The organism is Micromonospora sp. NPDC048907, assembly GCF_055586885.1.
This window is the reverse complement of record NZ_JBVJHI010000001.1, coordinates 301,910-321,351: the sequence shown is the minus strand read 5'-3', so window position 1 is coordinate 321,351 and position 19,442 is coordinate 301,910. Positions and strand designations below refer to the sequence as shown.

Sequence of the window (19,442 nt, the reverse complement as noted above, 5' to 3'; positions counted from 1 at the left end):
CCACCCAACGGAGTGCACATGGTCAGACCAGCCCTGCGCGCGGTCGCCCTCGTCGGCGCCGCGGCGCTCGCCCTCGTCGGTGTGACGGCGCCCGCCCACGCCGACAACAACCTGCCGGCCGTCGCGCACGACGAGCAGATCACCTTCCAGGAGTGGTCCAAGTACCCCGACTGGCGCGGCGGCACCCACCAGGGCACGCACGCCATCCCGGGACACCGGACCGGGATCACCATCGGCCGCCCGGCCGGCACCACCGAGTTCACCGACGAGCACACCGGCACCACCCGGACCTGGGAGTACGCAACCTGGACCTCGCCGGAGCGGCAGGTCGGCTTCGACGCCAGCGAACTGGTCGCCTCGTGGAACGCCGCGACACCGGCCGGCACCTGGATCCAGGTCGAGCTGCACGGCACGTACAACACCGGGCAGCAGACCCCCTGGTACGTCATGGGCCGCTGGGCCTCCGGCGACCAGGACATCAAGCGGTCCACCCTGGACGGCCAGGGCGACCCCTGGTCGACCATCTGGACCGACACCTTCTCCATCGACGACGCCAAGGCCGGCGTGCTGCTGCGGTCCTACCAGCTCCGGCTGACCCTCTACCGCGCGCCGGGCCAGGCCGCCTCGCCGCGGGTCTGGATGCTCGGCGCCATGAGCTCCAACGTGCCGGACCGGTTCACCGTCGCCCCGAGCAAGGGCGGGATCGCCTGGGGCCGGGAGCTGGCGGTGCCGCGCTACTCGCAGAACATCCACGTCGGGGAGTACCCCGAGTACGACGGCGGCGGGGAAGCCTGGTGCTCCCCCACCTCCACCGAGATGGTGGTCGAGTACTGGGGCCGCAAGCCCTCGGCCGCGGACATCGCCTGGGTCGACCCGAGCTACGCCGACCCGACCGTCGACCACGCCGCCCGGATGACCTACGACTACGAGTACGAGGGCGCCGGCAACTGGCCGTTCAACACCGCGTACGCGGCCAGCTTCCCCGGCCTCGACGCCCGGGTCACCCGGATGCACTCGCTGGACGAGGTGGAACGCTTCATCAAGGCCGGCATCCCGGTGATCACATCGCAGTCCTTCCTCGCCGAGGAACTGGACGGGGCGAACTACGGCACCTCCGGGCACCTGTTCGTGATCGTCGGCTTCACGGCCGACGGTGACGTGATCGTCAACGACCCCGCCTCGTCGTCCGACGAGGTGGTGCGCAACGTCTACAAGCGGGAGCAGTTCGAGCAGATCTGGCTGCGTACCAAGCGCTACCGGGCGAACGGCACCGTGGCCTCCGGCTCCGGCGGCGTCGCGTACCTGATCAAGCCCACCAACCAGGCCTGGCCGGTGGTGCCGGGCTCGACCAACTGGTGAAACACCCCGGGCCCGGTGCGCTCCCCGTTCTGGAGAGCGCGCCGGGCCCGGGTCTGGTCAGACGGACGGGGCGAACGAGGCCGGCGGGGCGGTGGGCTCCTTCGCCCGGCGGCGGTTCCGGATCGCCCGCACGATGATCCAGACCCAGGCCACCAGGGCGGCCACGCCGGCCAGGGTGAGCCCGGTGACCAGCAGGTAGGTCGAGCCGCCCGCGGTGGAGAAGACGCCCTTCCGGGCACCGGAGTCGAGCGCCGGGGCGGTCGCGCCCGCGGTCAGCTCGTCCGGCGCGTCGTAGAGGATCACATCGGCACGCCGGGCGCCGCCCTCGGTGGCGACGAAGGTCCCGTGCCACTCGCAGTTGCGCCGGCCGCATTCCTCGTTCACCGCGGTGAAGGTGCCCGGCGTTCCGCCACCGTTCTTCGCCTCCCAGGCCGGGGCGAGGTCGGTGACGCTCAACATCAGTCCGATGGCGGCGATGACCGGCAGGCCGATCCAGACGAAGACCTTCGTCCGCCACCCGTTGATCGTGTTCAGGAAACTCACGGCCGCCGACCCTAGCGGCCGGCGCCGTCCCCCGCTGCCCCGTCTCGCGAGGTCAGCTCTCGCGGCGCTCGTCGGTGCGCTCGCCCTGGTCGTCGCCGGCCAGTGCGGAGCGCAGCCGCTCCTTCTCGGCGCGGCGCCGCTCCGCCGCCTCGGACATCTCGCCGGCCATCTCGTCCCGCCAGCCGCGGAGCAGGAAGAACGACAGCGCGGCGGAGAACACCAGGGCCAGCATCAGCCGCAGGAACATGTTCATCTCGACGAACCAGAGGGCCGCCAGCACGCCGACGAACAGCCCGATCCGGCCCAGCGTGTACTTGACCGCCGCGCTCACCGCGACGCCCCGGTTCGCGACTGCGGGGCTCGCAGACCCGGCTCACTCCTCGCGCTCACGCCCGTACTTCCTTCTCTCTCACGCCTCAACCCGTCCGCCGGGCCAGCCAGTGCACGCCATGAAACCAGACCACCGCGTAGACCACGGTGAACACCGCCGCAGCCAGCGCGCCGGAGAACAGCGCCGGCAGCCCGGCGGCGAGGCCGGCCGCCAGCAGCCCGGCGAAGACGCCGAGCGCGATCCCGGCCAGCGCCGCGAGCACCCGGGACGCGCCGAACTCCCAGGCCCGGAAGTCGTCCCAGAACAGCCACAGCGGCAGGATCACCGCCAGCCAGCCGTTGGTCCGCCCGAACCGGCCCGCGCCCATGGTGGCGAAGGCCCACTCGAAGAGCACCAGCGCCAGCACCCCGATGACCAGCCCGGCGAGGCTCACCCCGAGCAGGTCACCCAGGGTGAGGATGCGCCCCTCGGCGTCCCGCCGGGGGAAGGTGCGCTGCTGCTCCTCGGTGCTCATCGGCGTGCGGTCAGGCCCAGACCTGCTGCGGCTCGGCGCGGCGCTCGGCCAGCGACGGGGCCGGGTCGTACTCACGGACGACCTCGTAGCGGGTGTTCCGCTCGACCGGGCGGAAGCCCGCGTCCCAGATCAGGTTCAGCAGGTCCTCGCGGTGCATCGTGTTCGGCGTGCCGTACGAGTCGGCGTCGTGCGTGATCTTGTATTCCACGACGGAGCCGTCCAGGTCGTCGACACCGAAGTTCAGCGAGAGCTGCGCCACCGAGAGGCCGTGCATCACCCAGAAGTTCTTCAGGTGCGGCACGTTGTCGAAGAGCAGCCGGGAGACGGCGAACGTCTTCAGCGACTCGGCCGGGGAGGCCATCGTGGTGCGTGCCTGGATCCTGTTACGGATCTTGCCGTCCGCCGAGTCCACGAAGTCGTGCTGGTAGCGCAGCGGGATGAAGACCGCGAAGCCGCCGGTCTCGTCCTGCAGCTCGCGCAGCCGCAGCACGTGGTCGACCCGGTGCCGGGGCTCCTCGATGTGGCCGTACAGCATCGTCGCCGGGGTCTGCATGCCCTTGCGGTGCGCCAGGGCGTGGATCCGCGACCAGTCCTCCCAGTGGCAGGCGTGGTCGACGATGTGCTGCCGGACCTCCCAGTCGAAGATCTCCGCGCCGCCGCCGGTCAGCGACTCCAGACCGGCGTCCATCAGCTCGTCGAGGATCTCGTCGGCGCTCAGGCCGCTGATCTTCTCGAACCACTGCACCTCGGTCGCGGTGAAGCACTTGAGCTTGACGTTCGGCAGCGCCGCCTTCAGCTCGCGCAGCACCTTCGGGTAGTAGCGCCAGGGCAGGGTCGGGTGCAGGCCGTTGACGATGTGCAGCTCGGTGAGCTGCTCGTCCTCCATCTCCTTGGCCTTGCGGACCGCCTCGTCGATGCGCATCGTGTAGGCGTCCTTCTCGCCCGGCTTGCGCTGGAACGAGCAGTACGCGCACGAGGCGGAGCAGACGTTCGTGAGGTTGAGGTGCCGGTTGACGTTGAACATCACCCGGTCACCGTTCATCTCGGTGCGCTTGTGGTGGGCCAGTCGCCCCAGCCAGGCGAGGTCGTCGCTCTCGTAGAGGGCGATGCCGTCCGCGCGGGTGAGCCGCTCCCCCGCGTAGACCTTCGCTTCGAGCTCGCGCTTGAGTCCGGCGTCCATCGAAAGCCACGTCCCTTCCACCTGCGGTCCCGGTCGAGCGTACGTCGCGCGACCGACGACCCGGCGACCCGGTCAACCGCAGCGACCGACTTCACCGGACTCCCGGCTGGCCGTCACCCTCCGCACATCGACATAGCTGCGTTGGTGAGGTAAGACAGGATGGGGCGGAACACACACACCGGTACCGTCCTGGCCCAGCGCGCCCACCTCGCGCGGAAGGCACCAGAAGACGGGGAGCGGAATGGTCGAGAGCACCCAGGGCCGATACCGACGAAACCGGATTCCGGTGATCTCGCCGGTGCTGCGCCCGGCGCTCTGGTCCGCCCTGCTCGGGGCGGTCGCCGCCGCGGCGCTGGCCACCCCGGCCTGGGCCGACCCGCTGCCCGACACCGTCCCCGACACCGGCTCCCGTCCCCGGGCCGCCGGCACCCTCCAACTTCCCACCGTGCCCGGCGCCGTCCCGGGCCTGCCCGGCACGGTGACCGGCGTGCCCGGCACGGCGCCCGGCCGCCCCGGCACCACTCCGGGCTTCCCCGCCGGCGTCACCAGCCCCGCCGACGGCCCGTTGATCGCCCAGATCAACCAGGTCGACGCGCAGGTCGCCCAGCTCGGCGACACCCTGCTCACCATCAAGGGCGAGCGGGACACCGCGCAGGCCGACCTGGCGCTGGCCGCCGCCCGGTTGAAGGAGGCCCAGGAAGCGCTCGTCCGGGCCCAGGAGAACGCGAAGACCGCCGCCGCCGACGCGGTCAAGGCCGACGCCGCGCTGCCGCCCGGCGAGTTCGGGGCCAGCCTGCGCGACCTCGCCAACCTCCAGCGGATCACCCGGGGCGACAAGGCCGAGGGCGCCACCACCGCGGTCACCGGCGAGCTGACCCGGGCCACCACCGCCGAACAGGTCGCCCGCCAGGCGCACGCCTCGGCCGAGCGGCGTGCCGCCGAGAAGTCCGCGGAGTACGCCCGGGTCGAGACCGACCTGCACAGGCAGGAAGCCACGCTGCTCAAGCTCCGCCGGGACAACGCCGCCAAGCTGCGGGAGATCGAGCGCCGCGAGGACGCCGCCGAGCAGCAGATCGGCAGCTCGTACGTCGTCAACCAGAGCGTCAGCGGGCGGGTCGCCGACCCGCGGGCGCTGGCCGCGGTGCGCTACGCCCTCGCCCAGCTCGGCGACCCCTACCTCTGGGCGGCCGAGGGGCCGGACCGGTTCGACTGCTCCGGGCTGGTGCTCGCCTCCTACCAGGCGGCCGGTTACCACGGGCTGCCCCGCGTCTCCCGGGACCAGTACTACGCCACCCGGTCCCGCACGGTCGACCCCAACGCGCTCCTCCCCGGTGACCTGCTCTTCTTCGCCTCGGGCAGCAGCTGGACGAGCATCCATCACGTCACCATGTACATCGGCAACGGCAAGATGGTCGAGGCGCCGCGGACCGGCGACGTCGTCAAGATCTCCGTCGTCCGGTGGTCCCGGCTCTACGCGGCCACCCGGGTGATCGGCGCGGTCCCCGCCCCGGCCACCCCGGCGCCGGTCCCGACGCCGCCGACGACCCCACCGAAACCCAGCGCGACGCCCACGCCGACCAGGACGCCCACGCCGAAGCCGACGACGCCCAAGCCGACGAAGACGGCCACGCCAAAGCCGACGCCGAGCACGTCGAGCCCGACGCCCACCCCGTCGACCTCGCCGAGCACCTCGCCGTCGCCCTCGCCGAGCCCGTCCGACACGTCCAGCCCGTCGCCGACCAGCACCGGGAGCGCGGGTCCGACCGACGGCGCCGCGGACCCGACCGGCAGCGCGGCCGGGAGCACCTCGGCGAGCGCGAGCGCCACCGACTGACCCAACCGTCCGCTCCGGCTGTGCTCCCGGGCCGGAATGTGGCACGGTGAGATCCAGGCACGCCCGGCCGGCGCCACGGTCGGGGGCGAGCGTGGGCGCGGAGGGGCGAGATGGGCGAGCAGGACGTTCCGGCGGAGACGGTCCACCCCGGATCCGCGCCCCAGGCCACCGACGACCGGCCGGCCGACCCCGTGGAGGACCGGCCGAACCAGGACGCCCCGGTCGCCGTCGCCCGGGCCCGGGTGAGCGTCGCCGGCGCCGCGGTGCCACCGCAGGCCGAGGAGCGGCCGAGCGCGCCGGCCGGCGCCACCACGTACCGGGCGGGCGGCCCGGCGGAGTCGGTCCCGGCGCTCGACCGGCGCCAGCCCGGTGCCTCCGTGCCGCCGCCGTCGAGCTGGTCCGCCTTCGCCGCCGCCGAACGCCCCGGCGCGCAGGCGTCCGTGCCCGCCCAGCCGCAGGCCGCGAATGCTGCCGTCCCCGCTCAGGCGCAGGCCCGGGCCAGCGCGTCGGTCCCCGGGCTGACCCGGGCCTCGGCCGACGAGGTCGCCGCCGCGGTCGCTGGGACGTCCGGCAGCGCCAAGGTCTACCGGGCCGGCCCGGTCAACCCCGAACCGCCGGAGCCGGCCCAGCCACCGGAGCCGGCCCAGCCACCGACACCGCCCGTGCCGGAGCCCGAGCCGGCGCCGACGCCCGTACCGGGTCCGAACCCGCCCTCCCCGGCGCCGCCCGGGCCGGCGCCGGAGCCCCCGTTCCGGCCGGCGCCGCCGGTGCCCGCACCGCCGCCGGGCCCGACCCCGCCGGGACCGGTGCCCCCGGTGCCGGGGCCACCGGTGCCGCCGCCGGGACCGCCGGTGCCGTCGCCTCCGTCGCCACCCGGCCCGATGCCCGCGCCGCCGTTCCCGCCGCCGCCCGCCATGGCCGGCGCACCGGGGTCGACGCCGCTCGCGGGCGCCGGGCAGTCGGAGGCGCCCGCCGCGCCGTGGGCCGCCGGGCCGTCCGCCGCGCCACCGCCGCCCAGCGCGCCACCGGTGGTGCCCGCCCCGGCCCTGCCGACCTGGCCGCCGTCGACCAGAGCCACCGGGTACGGGTCCGCCGGCCACACCCCGGGGCCGGCCGCCCCGTCGGGCGGTCCCGCCGGCAGCGTGTACGGCGGCGGCACCGAGGGGCCCGGCTTCGCCACGGTGTCCTTCCCGCAGGGCAACCCGCTGGAGAACTCCGGCTCGCTGACCGGGCACATCCTGGCCCAGGGCTGGACCGAGGACGCCCCGGCGACCCGGTCGAGCAACACCAAGGTCGTGATCGTCATGGCCGGCGCGCTGGCGCTGCTGGTCGCGATCAGCCTCGTGGTGGTCTTCCTGGCCAACGACGCGCTCAGCGGGATCACCGGCGCCGCGCTGACCAGGTGATCGGGGTGAGCCCGCCCACTACGTCCTCGCGGTGCGGTGGCGGGTTCGCCACACCGCCGTACACTTGTGGAGATCACTGACCTGGCGCGCCTGTTGCGCGCCCATGGGCGATCTTGCGGGCGAATCGGCGGCGTCATGAAGCCGCGGCGGGCCATCGCGAAGATGCGCCCCGCTCGAAAGGCATTTCTTGACCACGTTCGCTGCCACCGGCACGTCCCCGTCCGCCGACCCCACCGTCGACACCCCTGACTTCGCCGCCCTCGGCCTGCCCCGCCCGCTTGTCGAGGCGCTCGCCCGGCAGGGCATCACCACCCCGTTCGAGATCCAGCGGGCCACCGTGCCGGACGCCCTCGCCGGGCGTGACGTGCTCGGCCGCGGCCAGACCGGCTCGGGCAAGACCCTCGCCTTCGGCCTGCCGGTGATCGCCCGCCTCGCGGAGCGGAACCGGGCCCGGCCGCTGCACCCGCGCGCCCTGGTCCTGGTGCCGACCCGCGAGCTGGCCATGCAGGTCAACGACGCGCTGGTGCCGCTCGGCAAGGCGGTCGGCATCTTCCTCAAGACCGCCGTCGGCGGCGTCCCGTACGACCGGCAGATCGACGCGCTGCGCCGCGGCGTGGAGATCGTCGTGGCCACCCCCGGGCGGCTCGGCGACCTGATCGAGCGGGGCGTCTGCAAACTCGACGACGTCGAGATCACCGTGCTGGACGAGGCCGACCAGATGGCCGACATGGGCTTCCTGCCCGAGGTCACCCAACTGCTGGCGAAGACCCCGGCGGACGCCCAGCGGCTGCTCTTCTCGGCCACCCTGGACAACGACGTCGACAGCCTGGTCAAGCGGTTCATGACCGATCCGGTCACCCACTCGACCGCGCCGGCGACCGCGGCCGTGTCCACCATGGACCACCACCTGCTGCTGATCCCGCCGCACGACAAGTTCGCCGTGGCGGCGTCCATCGCGGCCCGCGAGGGTCGCACCATGCTCTTCGCGCGTACCCAGCTCGGCGTCGACCGGCTGGTCGAGCAGCTCGCCGCCGTCGGCGTGCGGGCCGGCGGCCTGCACGGCGGCAAGACCCAGCGGATGCGCACCCGCACGCTGGCCGAGTTCCGCGAGGGGCGGATGAACGTGCTGGTCGCCACCGACGTGGCGGCCCGGGGCATCCACGTCGACGGCGTGACGCTGGTGCTGCACGTGGACCCGCCCAAGGACCCGAAGGACTACCTGCACCGGGCGGGTCGCACCGCGCGGGCCGGTGAGTCCGGCGCGGTGGCGACGCTGGTGCTGCCCAAGCAGCGCCGGACCACGCTCGCCATGCTGGAGAAGGCGGGCGTCGAGCCGGCCGAAGCCCGGGTCCGCGCCGGTGATGCGGCGCTGGCCGAGTTGACGGGCGCCCGCGAGCCCAGCGGCGTGCCGGTCCGCGAGGAGCCGGAACCCCGCCGGGGCGGCCCGCGCCGCTTCGGCGACCGGGACGGGCGCGGCGACCGGCGCTTCGGCGACCGGCCGACCGGCCGCGGTTTCGACCGGGGCGAGCGCCGCCACGACGACCGCCCGGCCGGCGGCCGCGGCTACGACCGGCCCTCCGGCGAGCGGCGATTCGACCGCGACGACCGGGGCTTCGGCGAGCGGCGCCAGGCCGACCGGGGCGGATTCGACCGGGACGCGCGCGGCGACCGGCGCTTCGGCGACCGCGACGAGCGCGGCTCCGGCCGGCCCTCGGGCGACCGCCACTTCGCCGAGCGGGCCGGGCGCGACCAGCACCGGCCGACCGGCGCCGGTCGCGGCTACGACCGGGACGCGCGCGGCGACCGGCGGCACGACGACCGACCCACCGGCGGGCGCGCCTACGGCGACCGGCCCAGCGGCGGCGGCTACGGCGACCGGGACGGCGCACGCCGCTACGGCGACCGGCCGACCGGCGGCGGTTACGGCGACCGGCCCACGGGCAGTGGTTACGGCGACCGGGACGGCGCGCGGAGCCACGGCGACCGGCCCACCGGCGCGCGCGGGCACGGCGACCACGGCCGCCGCTACGAGGACCGCCCGCAGGGCGAGCGGCGCTTCGGCGAGCGGGGCGAGTTCCGCCCGGCCGAGCGCCGGGGCGGCTTCCGGCCGGAGGCCCGGGGCCGGGACGACCGGCCGCGCGACGACCGGCGCGGCTTCGGCGGCCGTACGCCGGCCCGCACCCACTGACCGGGGCCACCGCCCCACTCACGCGACCGCCGCCGTCGAGCCACCGCTCGGCGGCGGCGTTCGCGCATCCGCTGCCGGTGTCCGCCCGGTCGCGTAACGTCCGGTTCATGTCGACCATGCCGAAGTCGCTGTTCTGGACCCGGACCGACACCGCCGGCTCGGAGCACGTGCTGCTCGACGACCGGCAGGGGCTGACCGCGCAGGGCGTGGCGCTGGCCGTCGATCCCATCCCGTACACCTGCCGCTACCAGCTCACCGTGGGCGCGGACTGGTCGACGAGCCGGCTGGAGGTCACCGCGGAGGGCGCCGGTTGGTCGCGGAGCGTACGCCTGGAACGGAGCCGGGACGGGTGGCGGGTGCGCACCGGCGAGGAGGGTGACCTGGACGCGGCGTTGCGCGCGGCCGGGCATCCGCCGGCCGGGTTGCCGGGCACCGACGACCCGGGCCGGCTGGACGAGGCGCTCGACGTCGATCTGGGCGGCTCGCCGCTGACCAACACCCTGCCGGTCCGCCGGCTCGACCTGGGTCGGGCCCCGGCCGACCAGCCGCGCACGGTGACCGTCGCGTGGGTGCTGCTGCCCGGCCTGGCGGTCCTTCCCGCCGAGCAGGTCTACAGCTCGCTCGGCCCGGGCCGGGTCCGCTACGCCAGCGACTCCTTCACCGCCGACCTGGACGTGGACCAGGAGGGTTACGTGGTGCGCTACCCGGGGCTGGCGGAGCGGATCGACCCGCGCTGACGGCTCAGGCCGGCCAGGCGCCGGTGGCCAGGAAACGGTCGATGGTGGCCAGGTGCGGGGCGAGGTCGAGGCCCTGCGCGGCCACCCACCCGTCGTCGTAGTAGGTGTGCGCGTAGCGGTCGCCCGGGTCGCAGATCAGGGTGACCACCGAGCCGGTCCGGCCGGCGGCCAGCAGCTCCGCGATCAGCGCGAAGGCCCCCCAGAGGTTGGTGCCGGTGGAGCCGCCCACCCGGCGGCCGAGCACCGCCGAGCCGGCCCGCATGGCGGCCAGCGAGGCGGCGTCCGGCACCTGCATCATCCGGTCCACCACGCTGGGCAGGAAGGACGCCTCGACGCAGGGCCGGCCGATGCCCTCGATCCGGGAGCCCTTGTCGGTGCGGACCGACCAGTCGCCGGCCTGCCACGCCGGGTAGAACGCGGAGTTCTCCGGGTCGACCACGCAGAGCTTGGTGGGCAGCCGGCGGTAGCGGGCGTACCGGCCGATGGTCGCGCTGGTGCCGCCGGTGCCGGCGCCCACCACGATCCAGGCCGGCACGGGGTGCCGTTCCAGGGCGAGCTGCGCGTAGATCGACTCGGCGATGTTGTTGTTGCCCCGCCAGTCGGTGGCCCGTTCGGCGTAGGTGAACTGGTCCATGTAGTGCCCGCCGCTGTCCTCGGCGAGCCAGCGCGCCTCGATGACCACCTTGGCCGGGTCCCGCACCAGGTGGCAGCGGCCGCCCTGGAACTCGATCTGGGCGATCTTCTCGGGCGAGGTGGTGGCGGGCATGACCGCGATGAACGGCAGCCCGAGCATCCGCGCGAAGTACGCCTCGGAGACCGCGGTCGACCCGGACGACGCCTCGACGACTGTGGTCTCCGGGCCGATCCACCCGTTGCAGAGCCCGTACAGGAACAGCGAGCGGGCCAGCCGGTGCTTGAGCGAGCCGGTGGGGTGCACCGACTCGTCCTTGAGATAGAGGTCGATGCCCCACTCCCGGGGCAGCGGGAAGGGCAGGAGGTGGGTGTCGGCGGAGCGGTTGGCGTCCGCCTCGACCGCGGCGATGGCCTCGGTCACCCAGCTCCGGCTGGCCTCGTCACACCGGTCGAGATGAGTCACGCCGCCAACGTTACAAGCGAGGCCCGCTCGCCTCCGGACCCGCCCGGCGCGCCTGCCGGCGCTGGCCGGCCCGGCCGGCGGCCCGGACCACCGGGGTGAGGGCCAGGGCGAGCCGGGGGAAGGCGTCCAGGAGCCGCACCTGGGCGCCGCGCCAGCGCGGCAGGCTGACCACCGGCCGGGGCCGCCGGGCCAGCCGCGCGGCCCGCGCGGCGACCCGCTCCGGGGTGAGCAGCGACCCGGTGAACGACGCCAGGGCCCCCGGGTCGTCGAGCTTGTCGTGGAGCATCGGCGTCCAGATCCCGTCCGGGCAGAGGCACGACACGTGTACGCGCCGGACGCCGGCCATCCGCAGGTCGGCGAGGGTGCCGAGGCTGAACGCCAGCAGGGCGTGCTTGCTGGCCGCGTAGACGGTCTCGCCGGGTGCGGCGACCAGCCCGGCCAGGGAGACGACGTTGAGCACGTGGCCGTGGCCCTGCGCCCGCATCACCGTCAGGGCCGCGTGGGTGCCGTTCATCGCACCCAGCGCGTTCACCTCGACGAGCCGGCGCCGGGTCGCCGCGTCGTGCGTCCAGGACGGCCCGGTGGCCAGGATGCCGGCGTTGTTGACCCAGAGCGCGAGCCCGCCCGGCGCCCCGGCCGCCTCGCCGGCCACGGTCGCGCAGGCCGCCTCGTCGCGGACGTCGAGCGGGCGGGACCAGCCACCGAGGGGTGCCGCCGCGGTGGACACGGCTCCGGCGTCCAGATCGGTGAGCAGCACCCGCCAGCCGTCGGCGTGCAGCGCGGCGGCGATGGCCCGGCCGAGGCCGCCGGCCGCCCCGGTCACCACGGCGGCGCCCCGCTCCGGAGTCGTCATCGGCGCACGGTAGCGCCCCCGGGGCGGCCGGGACCAGAGCGAGCGGTCAGGAGGCGGCGGGTTCGAGCGGCTGGGGCCGGTTCTCCCACTTGGTCGACAGGGCGATGCCGGTGCGGGTGGAGGCCACCCCGGCGGTCCGGTTCAGGCGGACGATCAGCTGTTCCAGCTCGGCGATGGTGCCCACCCGGGCCTTCAGCAGGAACGATTCGACGCCCGCCATGAAGTAGCAGGACTCGATCTCCGGGATCTGGCGGAACGCCTCCAGCACGTCGTCGGTGTCCGCGTTCGAGTCCTCCACGATGCCGATCAGCGCCGTGACGCCGAGCCCGATCGCCTCCGGCTCCACCTCGGCCCGGTACGCGCGGATGACGCCGCTCGACTCCAGCTTCCCGACCCGCTCGTGCACGGCCGGGGCGGAGAGGCCGACCTGGCGGGCCAGCTCGGCGTACGACAGGCGGGCGTTGCCCCGCAACAGCTCCACGAGGCTCAGATCGATCGCGTCCACGGAGAGTGACCCTATCCTTTCGGGCGTAACGCCCGACACCGGGCATCAGTTGAACATGACGTCACGTTGCCGTTCACAAACGTGCAGTCACGGGGGTTCTACACCGGTAGCATTTACTAACTTCTCACTGTGTGCGTTTTTCGCGTTTGGCGGACAGGCCAGGTCGCTGGTGCTGTAATTGCCATACGTCCCTCATGACGGCTCTGGGCTCGCACCGGCCGGGGGCAGTGTGTTCAGCCGGGGGCTTCGTCGACGCGAGGAGGGGGCTGTGGACACTGGAGATCGCCTGCTGACACCGGGTGAGGTCGCCGCGCTGTTTCGGGTTGACCCGAAGACCGTCACCAGATGGGCAGCGGCCGGCCGGATCGGCAGCATCCGGACTCCAGGCGGGCATCGCCGGTTTCGGGAATCCGAGGTGCGGGCCCTGCTTGAGGGGGAGGGCATGCTGGACGAGGCGGAGGACATGGGCAAGGCACGGAACATGGGTCCGACCGCCTCGACCGGCCCAGGGCCGGCGAACGCCGGAATGTACTGAGGCGACACCGATCGGGGCGCGGTCCGGCTCGGTCCGCGTCCCGATCCGCGCCGTCAGGCCGGGTCCACGTTCCGGCGGGCGGCGGCCAGCTCACCGGACCAGCGGCGGAACAGCGTGTGCGGCACGCCGAGCGCGTCCAGCACCTTCCCGGCCACGAAGTCGACAAGTTGCTGTGCGGAGGCCGCCGCCCCGGCGCCGTAGAAGCCGGGGCTCGCCGGCAGGACCACCGCCCCGGCGTCGTGCAGCGCGATGAGGTGTTCCAGGTGGCTGCGGGTCACCGGCGTCTCCCGGGGGACCACCACCACCGGCCTCCGCTCCTTGAGGTTCACCTCGGCGGCGCGCTGCAACAGGTCCTTGGACAGCCCGATGGCGATGCCGGCGCAGGCCGCCGTGCTGGCCGGGACGACAGCCATGCCGCGTACCCGGTAGGAGCCGCTGCTCGGGCCGGCGGCCAGGTCACCGGCCGGCCAGTGCCGCAGGTCCGCGTCGGCGAGATCGCGGCCCAGCCAGGCGGCCAGGTCCTCGGCCCAGTGACCGTCGCGGAACGCCCGGCCGGTCTCGTCGAGGATGGTCAGCCGGGCGGCCCGGGAGACGATGAGGTCCACCGCCTGGCCGGCGTCGAGCAGGCCGCGGACGACCGCGGCGGCGTACGGCGTGCCGGAGGCGCCGGAGACGCCGACCACCCATGGTTCGCGCATGCCGTCCAGCCTGCCTGGTCGACCCGGAGCGCGGGCGCCCACCCCGGCGGTGTGTCCCGCTTGTCCGCGACCAGCGGCGTTGTCCGGCGGGTCGGCGGGCCCACCGGGAACGTGGGATTCTTCCCCGGAGATCCACGTCCATGGAAGGGACCGGTGATGACGGCGGCGGTGCTGCGGGCGTTGCGCTCCGACTGTCCGATCGCGCCCCGGCTCTCCCCGCACGCCGACGCGGTGCAGGAGTGGCTCGTCGGCCAGCTCGACCGGCTCGGCCTGCCGCTGGATCCGGCCATGCGGGAGCGGCTGGCCCGGGCCGGCTTCGCGCGCTACGCCGGCCGCCTCTACCCGGAGGCCAGCGAGCCCGACCTGCGGGCACTGGCCGCCCTGTTCACGTGGTTCTTCCTGGTGGACGACGCCTGCGAGGGGCCGGACCGGCTCGCTCCGGCGCAGATCCGGGCGCTGCGCGACGGCGCGCTGGCCCTGCTCCGGGAGGGTCCCCGGGCCCGCCATCCCGGCTTCTCCGGCCCGCTGCGCCGGCTGCTGGTCCAGGCGTGGCGGGAGCCGCGGCGCCGGATGCCGGCCCGCTGGCGGCTGCGCTTCGCCGACGCGGTGGCCGACCACCTCGACGGGGCCTGGCGGGAGGCGGTCGCCACCGTCGCCGGGCGACCGCCGGGCGTCGCCGAGTACGTGCAGCTGCGCCGGGCCACCTCGGCGGCGTACGTGTCGTACCCCCTGATCGAGTTCGCCGCCGGGCGGCCGCTGCCCGACGCGGCCTATTACCATCCCGCGTTGCGCCGGCTCGGCGACCTGGCCAACGACCTGCTGTCCTGGTACAACGACCTGGCCTCGCTGGAGCGCGACCGGGCCGGCGCCGGCGGACACAACCTGGTGCTGGCGGTGGCCGCCGAGCGGGGCGTGCCGGTGCCGGCCGCGGTGGACGTGGTCGCCGAGCGCTGGCGCGCGGAGATGGCCCGCTTCGTGGCGCTGCGCGCCGCGGTGCCGTCGTTCGGGCCGGCGCTGGACGAGGCGGTCACCGCCCACCTCGACGGGCTCGCCAACGCGGTCCGCGGCACGATCGACTGGACGATGGAGAGCGCCCGCTACCCGGTGGCCGGGTGACGCCCGGTCAGGGGCGCAGGTCCAGGCGGACCACCAGGTCCAGCAGGGCGAAGACGAACAGCGCGATGCCGACGAAGCCGTTGGCGGTGAAGAACGCCCGGTTGACCTTGCTCAGGTCGGTCGGGCTGACCACCAGGTGCTGGTAGCCGAAGGCGACCGCGGTGAGCGCGAGCCCGATCCACCAGAGCCAGCCGAAGCCGACCAGCGCGCCGAACCAGATGAACAGCGCGAAGGTGACCACGTGCGCGACGGTGGAGGCGTGCAGCGCGAAACGCCGGCCGTAGCGGGCGGGAACGCTGTGCACCCCGATCTCCCGGTCGATCTCGGAGTCCTGGCACGCGTAGATGAGGTCGAAGCCGCCGATCCAGAGGCCGACGGCCGCGCCGAGCAGCCAGGCCGGCCCGGAGCCGGCGAGGGTTCCGGTGACGGCGAGCCAGGCACCGACCGGGCCGACCGCCTGGGCGATCGCCAGGATGGCGTGCGGCCAGTTGGTGAACCGCTTGCCGTAGGGGTAGACGACCAGCGGCACCACGGCGAGCGGGGCGAGCGCCAGGCAGAGCGGGTTGAGCAGGGCGGCGGCGGCCAGGAAGACCACCAGCGCGACGGCCGCGCCGGTCCAGGCCGTCCGCACGCTCACCGCCCCGGTCACCAGCTCCCGGTTGGCGGTACGCGGGTTCCGCGCGTCGATCCGCCGGTCGAGGATCCGGTTGGCGGCCATGGCGAACGTCCGCGCGCCGACCATCGCCACGGTGATCAGCAGCAGGTCGAGCCAGCGCACCCGCCCGCCGTCGACCTGCATGGCGGTCAGCGCCGACAGGTACGCGAACGGCAGCGCGAAGACCGAGTGCTCGATCGTGACCAGCTTGAGGAAGGACTTGACCCGGCCCGGGCGCTCCACGGGGACCTCGGTGACGGTGGCCATCAGATGCCGTACTCCTTCCAGCGCTTGTCGACCAGCGAGACCACCTCGGGCGACATGGTCATCTCCTCGGGCCAACCCCGGGTGTAGCCCTCGGTGGGCAGCTTGCGGGTCGCGTCGAGGCCCGCCTTGCCGCCCCAGAACTGCTGGTACGAGGCGTGGTCCAGGTGGTCCACCGGGCCCTCGGTGACGAGCAGGTCCCGGGCGTAGTCGACGTTGCCGAAGGCGCGGAAGGCGACCTCGTTGTAGTCGTGCACGTCGCAGTCCTCGTCCACGATCACGATGAGCTTGGTCAGCGACATGAGGTGCGCGCCCCAGATCGCGTTCATCACCTTCTGCGCGTGCTTCGGGTAGCGCTTGCGGATGGAGACGATCGCGCAGTTGTGGAAGACGCCGGCGGCCGGCAGGTCGTAGTCGACGATGTCCGGGATCATCAGCTTGAGCAGCGGCAGGAAGATCCGCTCGGTGGCCTTGCCGAGGCCGTGGTCCTCCTGCGGCGGCTTCGAGGTGATGATCGAGTGGTAGACCGGGTCGCGCTGCATGGTCATCGTCTCGACGTGCAGCACCGGGAACGGCTCGACCGGCGTGTAGAAGCCGGTGTGGTCGCCGAAGGGGCCCTCGGGCAGCCGCTCGCCGGGCTCCAGGTAGCCCTCCAGCACGATCTGCGCGTTCGCCGGCACCTGCAGCGGCACGGTCAGGCAGTCGACCATCTCGACCCGTTCACCGCGCAGGAAGCCGGCGAACAGGTACTCGTCGATGTCGCTGGGCAGCGGCGCGGTGGCGGCGTACGAGACGACCGGGTCGCAGCCGATCGCGATGGCGACCGGGAGCCGCTGGCCGAGCCGCTCGGCGACGGCGTGGTGGGCGGTGGAGTCCTTGTGGATCTGCCAGTGCATGCCGAGGGTGTTCCGGCCGTGCTGCTGGAGCCGGTAGAGGCCGAGGTTGCGCTTGCCGGTCTCCGGGTGCTTGGTGTGGGTCAGCCCGAAGTTGTGGAAGATCCCGCCGTCGCCGGGCCAGACCTGGAGGCCGGGCAGCCGGTTTAGGTCGACGTCGTCACCGCGGTAGACCACCTGCTGGCAGGGGGCGGTCTTGACCTTCCGCGGCGGCAGCGACTTGAGCTGCATGACCTTGCCGAGGCCCTCGCGGATGCCGGACCAGCCCACGGGCAGCTCCGGCTTGATCATCGCGCCGATCCGCTCGCCGATCTCGTCCAGCGTGTCGACGCCGAGCGCCATGGCCATGCGCTTCTCGGTGCCGAACAGGTTGATCGCCACCGGCATCTCACCCCGGGTGGGCCGCTCGAAGAGCAGCGCCGGGCCGCCGTCGCGGACGGTCCGCGTGACCACCTCGCTGATCTCCAGCGTGGGGTCGACCGGGACGCTCACCCGCCGCAGCTCGCCCGCGGCCTCCAGGGCCGCGAGGAAATCCTTGAGATCGGTGTACGGGAAGCCACGAGCCGCCATGCCCGCCAGTCTCCCGCACACCCTCCCCCATCGCCCACGCCGGGGGCTGTGATGTAAGGAGGGGCCCCCTGTTAACGCCTCCGGTAGTGCAGGGGTCCCCTCTTGACAGCCAGCGGCATGGAAGGGAGCCGGTGGGGTAGACGGGCGGCCGACCGGGGGCGGAGGGCGACGCATGGGAGACGGACGGGTTCCGGCGGGATTCGCGGAGCAGCGGACGCGGGTCGGCGAGATCACGATGAACGTCCTCCGCGGCGGCAGCGGTCCCCCGCTGGTGCTGCTGCACGGCTATCCCCAGTGCTGGCACATGTGGCGGCACCTCCTACCGGAGCTGGGTCGAACGTTCGAGGTGGTCGCGCCGGACCTGCGCGGCTTCGGCGACAGCGACGCCCCGGCCGGCGGGTACGACAAGAAGACCCTCGCCGCCGACGTGCACGGCCTGCTCACCGGCCTCGGCCTGGCCGGCGACATCCGGCTGGTCGGCCACGACCTGGGCACGATGGTCGCCTACGCGTACGCGGCCGCCCATCCAGAGCAGGTCGCCCGGCTGGTGCTCACCGAGGCGCCCATCCCCGACGAGAGCATCTACGCCCTGCCGGCCCTGACCGCCGCCGGCCCGGCCGTGTGGAACTTCGGCTTCTTCAGCCTCACCAACGGCCTGCCCGAGCAGCTCGTCACCGGCCGGGAGGCGGTCTGGGTCGACCGTTTCACCGATTCGATCATGGTGAACAAGGGCAGCATCGGCCCGGACGACGTGGCGGAGTACGCCCGGCACCTGCGCGATCCCGACCATCTGCGGGCCAGCTTCGAGTACTTCCGGGCGTTGGACCGGGACGTGGCCGACAACGCGGCGTACCGCAAGACGAAGCTGCCCATGCCGGTCCTCGCCGTGGGTGCCCGGGCGAGCCTGGGCGAGCAGGTCGCCGCCCAGGTCCGCGGGTACGCCGAGACGGTCACCGGCGAGGTGGTGGAGGACTGCGGCCACTGGCTCTTCGAGGAGCGGCCGGCCGAGCTGACCGCCCTGCTGCTGTCGTTCCTGAGGGGCTGAGCCGGCTCAGGCGGCCGGCTGCCAGGCGTACGCGGCCAGGGGCGGGTCGAGGGGCGCGTCGGTGAGCCGGTTGGCGAAGGTCGAGATCGTGTACGTGCCGACGCCGAGCACCACGTCGAGGGCGTGCCGGGGCTGCCAGCCGGCGGCCAGAAAGGCGTCGAGGTCGCCGTCCGGCACGGCGCCCCGGTGGTCGAGCACGGCGACGGTGAACCGGCGCAGCGCCTCCAGACGCGGGTCGGGCAGCGCGGCGCCGGCCCGGAGCGCCTCGATCAGCGCGGGCGCCGCGCCCTGACGGGTGAGCGTCGCGGTGTGCATGGCCACGCAGAGGTGGCACTCGTTGCGGGTGGCCACGGTCAGCACGACCACCTCGCGGGCGACCGGGTCGAGGTCGGTGGACTCGAAGACCGCGTTGGCGGCGAGGAAGCCCTTGAGCAGCTCGGGCGACTCGGCCATGAGAGCCACCGCGCCGGGGAGGTGGCCGAACGTGCGGTGGATGGTGGTCATCGTGGGACGGGCGGCGGCGGGCGCGGTGTCGGGGGTGTGGGCGGTGAAGACCGGACGGGACATGACGGGCACCCCTCGCGTAAGATAGTCAACGTGGTTGACGGAATAGTAAACGAGGTTGTCGAACATGGCAACGCCTGACCGCCCGGGCTTCGTACTCCCGCTGCTGCTGCTCGCCGGCTTCCGCACGCTCATCGACGACCTGCACGCCGAACTGGCCCGGCAGGGGCACCCCGAGCTGCGCCCGGCCCACGGCTTCGTGCTCCAGGCCGTCGGCGCCGCCGGCACCACGGCGTCCGACCTCGGGCAACGCCTCGGCGTCTCGAAGCAGGCGGCCGGCAAGACCGTCGACCGGCTGGTCGCGCTCGGCTACCTGGAACGCGCCGACGACCCGGCCGACGCCCGCCGCAAGCTGGTCCGGATGACGGCGAAGGGCCGCGACGGGCTGCGCCGCTCGGCGGTCGTCTTCGACGAACTGCGCGACCGCTGGGCGGCGGCCCTCGGCGCCGACCGGGTCGCCGCCATCGAGGACGACCTGCGCCGGATGGTGCCGGCCGACGTCTTCCGCCTCGACGTCCCCGGCTGGTTCGGCGCGTGACAAACATCGTCGCGCCTT

General features: G+C 73.9%; 20 protein-coding genes. 9 read left to right on the top strand and 11 right to left on the bottom strand.

Features of this window, described 5'->3' with window-relative positions:
• Positions 1-18: 18 nt before the first annotated feature.
• Positions 19-1,359 carry a C39 family peptidase gene (locus ACZ6PY_RS01640; protein WP_466068265.1) on the top strand — a complete coding sequence of 447 codons (1,341 nt, stop codon included), beginning with the start codon at positions 19-21 and terminating at the stop codon, positions 1,357-1,359.
• Between the two features lie 57 nt (positions 1,360-1,416).
• Here ACZ6PY_RS01640 and ACZ6PY_RS01635 read toward each other — a convergent pair whose 3' ends face one another.
• From ACZ6PY_RS01635 to mqnE, 4 genes are all read right to left on the bottom strand, one after another.
• A complete protein-coding gene (locus ACZ6PY_RS01635; RefSeq protein ID WP_466068263.1) occupies positions 1,417-1,902 on the bottom strand; it encodes a hypothetical protein in 486 nt (161 codons plus the stop codon).
• A 52-nt stretch (positions 1,903-1,954) separates the two neighbouring features.
• Positions 1,955-2,233, bottom strand: a complete 279-nt coding sequence (locus ACZ6PY_RS01630; protein WP_466068262.1) for a DUF4229 domain-containing protein — start codon at positions 2,231-2,233, stop codon at positions 1,955-1,957.
• A gap of 85 nt (positions 2,234-2,318) precedes the next feature.
• Positions 2,319-2,747, bottom strand: coding sequence for a hypothetical protein (locus ACZ6PY_RS01625; RefSeq protein ID WP_313723535.1), 429 nt, complete (start codon positions 2,745-2,747; stop codon positions 2,319-2,321).
• 10 nt (positions 2,748-2,757) lie between these two features.
• A complete protein-coding gene (gene mqnE / locus ACZ6PY_RS01620; RefSeq protein ID WP_466068260.1) occupies positions 2,758-3,927 on the bottom strand; it encodes an aminofutalosine synthase MqnE in 1,170 nt (389 codons plus the stop codon).
• A 241-nt stretch (positions 3,928-4,168) separates the two neighbouring features.
• Here mqnE and ACZ6PY_RS01615 point away from each other — a divergent pair, with 241 nt between their 5' ends.
• The 4 genes from ACZ6PY_RS01615 to ACZ6PY_RS01600 all read left to right on the top strand — a co-directional run bounded on the left by ACZ6PY_RS01615 (position 4,169) and on the right by ACZ6PY_RS01600 (position 10,092).
• Positions 4,169-5,761, top strand: a complete 1,593-nt coding sequence (locus tag ACZ6PY_RS01615; RefSeq protein ID WP_466068258.1) for a C40 family peptidase — start codon at positions 4,169-4,171, stop codon at positions 5,759-5,761.
• Positions 5,762-5,871: 110 nt separating this feature from the next.
• Positions 5,872-7,167, top strand: coding sequence for a hypothetical protein (locus ACZ6PY_RS01610; RefSeq protein ID WP_466068257.1), 1,296 nt, complete (start codon positions 5,872-5,874; stop codon positions 7,165-7,167).
• 187 nt (positions 7,168-7,354) lie between these two features.
• Positions 7,355-9,355, top strand: coding sequence for a DEAD/DEAH box helicase (locus ACZ6PY_RS01605; protein ID WP_466068255.1), 2,001 nt, complete (start codon positions 7,355-7,357; stop codon positions 9,353-9,355).
• A gap of 116 nt (positions 9,356-9,471) precedes the next feature.
• A complete protein-coding gene (locus ACZ6PY_RS01600; RefSeq protein ID WP_466069370.1) occupies positions 9,472-10,092 on the top strand; it encodes a putative glycolipid-binding domain-containing protein in 621 nt (206 codons plus the stop codon).
• A gap of 4 nt (positions 10,093-10,096) precedes the next feature.
• Here ACZ6PY_RS01600 and cds1 read toward each other — a convergent pair whose 3' ends face one another.
• The 3 genes from cds1 to ACZ6PY_RS01585 are packed head-to-tail and all read right to left on the bottom strand — an operon-like array spanning position 10,097 to position 12,546.
• Positions 10,097-11,188, bottom strand: coding sequence for an L-cysteine desulfhydrase Cds1 (gene cds1, locus ACZ6PY_RS01595; RefSeq protein ID WP_466068253.1), 1,092 nt, complete (start codon positions 11,186-11,188; stop codon positions 10,097-10,099).
• 10 nt (positions 11,189-11,198) lie between these two features.
• Complete coding sequence (locus ACZ6PY_RS01590; protein WP_466068251.1) at positions 11,199-12,041, bottom strand: SDR family NAD(P)-dependent oxidoreductase; 843 nt, start codon at positions 12,039-12,041, stop codon at positions 11,199-11,201.
• A 46-nt stretch (positions 12,042-12,087) separates the two neighbouring features.
• Positions 12,088-12,546, bottom strand: a complete 459-nt coding sequence (locus tag ACZ6PY_RS01585) for an Lrp/AsnC family transcriptional regulator (RefSeq protein WP_466068249.1) — start codon at positions 12,544-12,546, stop codon at positions 12,088-12,090.
• A 268-nt stretch (positions 12,547-12,814) separates the two neighbouring features.
• On the opposite strand from ACZ6PY_RS01585, the gene ACZ6PY_RS01580 reads away from it, so the two are divergent.
• Positions 12,815-13,081, top strand: a complete 267-nt coding sequence (locus ACZ6PY_RS01580) for a BldC family transcriptional regulator (RefSeq protein WP_013473529.1) — start codon at positions 12,815-12,817, stop codon at positions 13,079-13,081.
• A gap of 53 nt (positions 13,082-13,134) precedes the next feature.
• On the opposite strand, the gene ACZ6PY_RS01575 is transcribed toward ACZ6PY_RS01580, so the two are convergent.
• Entirely contained in the window at positions 13,135-13,779 is a 645-nt protein-coding gene (locus ACZ6PY_RS01575; protein WP_466068248.1) for a UbiX family flavin prenyltransferase, read from the bottom strand.
• A gap of 156 nt (positions 13,780-13,935) precedes the next feature.
• Here ACZ6PY_RS01575 and ACZ6PY_RS01570 point away from each other — a divergent pair, with 156 nt between their 5' ends.
• Positions 13,936-14,895 (top strand): terpene synthase family protein, encoded by a 960-nt coding sequence (locus tag ACZ6PY_RS01570; protein WP_466068246.1) that lies wholly within the window; start codon positions 13,936-13,938, stop codon positions 14,893-14,895.
• A 7-nt stretch (positions 14,896-14,902) separates the two neighbouring features.
• On the opposite strand, the gene mqnP is transcribed toward ACZ6PY_RS01570, so the two are convergent.
• Positions 14,903-15,817, bottom strand: coding sequence for a menaquinone biosynthesis prenyltransferase MqnP (mqnP, locus tag ACZ6PY_RS01565; RefSeq protein ID WP_466068245.1), 915 nt, complete (start codon positions 15,815-15,817; stop codon positions 14,903-14,905).
• Positions 15,817-17,277 (bottom strand): menaquinone biosynthesis decarboxylase, encoded by a 1,461-nt coding sequence (locus tag ACZ6PY_RS01560; protein WP_262283390.1) that lies wholly within the window; start codon positions 17,275-17,277, stop codon positions 15,817-15,819. Before ACZ6PY_RS01560 ends, mqnP begins: the two co-directional genes overlap by 1 nt.
• 172 nt (positions 17,278-17,449) lie before the next feature.
• Here ACZ6PY_RS01560 and ACZ6PY_RS01555 point away from each other — a divergent pair, with 172 nt between their 5' ends.
• Positions 17,450-18,322, top strand: coding sequence for an alpha/beta fold hydrolase (locus ACZ6PY_RS01555; protein ID WP_466068244.1), 873 nt, complete (start codon positions 17,450-17,452; stop codon positions 18,320-18,322).
• Between the two features lie 6 nt (positions 18,323-18,328).
• On the opposite strand, the gene ACZ6PY_RS01550 is transcribed toward ACZ6PY_RS01555, so the two are convergent.
• A complete protein-coding gene (locus ACZ6PY_RS01550; RefSeq protein ID WP_466068242.1) occupies positions 18,329-18,889 on the bottom strand; it encodes a carboxymuconolactone decarboxylase family protein in 561 nt (186 codons plus the stop codon).
• Between the two features lie 64 nt (positions 18,890-18,953).
• On the opposite strand from ACZ6PY_RS01550, the gene ACZ6PY_RS01545 reads away from it, so the two are divergent.
• Positions 18,954-19,424, top strand: coding sequence for a MarR family winged helix-turn-helix transcriptional regulator (locus ACZ6PY_RS01545; protein WP_466068240.1), 471 nt, complete (start codon positions 18,954-18,956; stop codon positions 19,422-19,424).
• Positions 19,425-19,442: the final 18 nt, after the last annotated feature.

Excerpts from the sequence above, each read along its gene's own strand:
- ACZ6PY_RS01640 (WP_466068265.1), top strand. The coding sequence starts at position 19 with ATGGTCAGACCAGCCCTGCGCGCGGTCGCCCTCGTCGGCGCCGCGGCG.
- ACZ6PY_RS01625 (WP_313723535.1), bottom strand. The coding sequence starts at position 2,747 with ATGAGCACCGAGGAGCAGCAGCGCACCTTCCCCCGGCGGGACGCCGAG.
- mqnE (WP_466068260.1), bottom strand. The coding sequence starts at position 3,927 with ATGGACGCCGGACTCAAGCGCGAGCTCGAAGCGAAGGTCTACGCGGGG.
- ACZ6PY_RS01615 (WP_466068258.1), top strand. The coding sequence starts at position 4,169 with ATGGTCGAGAGCACCCAGGGCCGATACCGACGAAACCGGATTCCGGTG.
- ACZ6PY_RS01610 (WP_466068257.1), top strand. The coding sequence starts at position 5,872 with ATGGGCGAGCAGGACGTTCCGGCGGAGACGGTCCACCCCGGATCCGCG.
- ACZ6PY_RS01600 (WP_466069370.1), top strand. The coding sequence starts at position 9,472 with ATGCCGAAGTCGCTGTTCTGGACCCGGACCGACACCGCCGGCTCGGAG.
- ACZ6PY_RS01590 (WP_466068251.1), bottom strand. The coding sequence starts at position 12,041 with ATGACGACTCCGGAGCGGGGCGCCGCCGTGGTGACCGGGGCGGCCGGC.
- ACZ6PY_RS01575 (WP_466068248.1), bottom strand. The coding sequence starts at position 13,779 with ATGCGCGAACCATGGGTGGTCGGCGTCTCCGGCGCCTCCGGCACGCCG.
- ACZ6PY_RS01570 (WP_466068246.1), top strand. The coding sequence starts at position 13,936 with ATGACGGCGGCGGTGCTGCGGGCGTTGCGCTCCGACTGTCCGATCGCG.
- mqnP (WP_466068245.1), bottom strand. The coding sequence starts at position 15,817 with ATGGCCACCGTCACCGAGGTCCCCGTGGAGCGCCCGGGCCGGGTCAAG.
- ACZ6PY_RS01560 (WP_262283390.1), bottom strand. The coding sequence starts at position 17,277 with ATGGCGGCTCGTGGCTTCCCGTACACCGATCTCAAGGATTTCCTCGCG.
- ACZ6PY_RS01555 (WP_466068244.1), top strand. The coding sequence starts at position 17,450 with ATGGGAGACGGACGGGTTCCGGCGGGATTCGCGGAGCAGCGGACGCGG.
- ACZ6PY_RS01550 (WP_466068242.1), bottom strand. The coding sequence starts at position 18,889 with ATGTCCCGTCCGGTCTTCACCGCCCACACCCCCGACACCGCGCCCGCC.
- ACZ6PY_RS01545 (WP_466068240.1), top strand. The coding sequence starts at position 18,954 with ATGGCAACGCCTGACCGCCCGGGCTTCGTACTCCCGCTGCTGCTGCTC.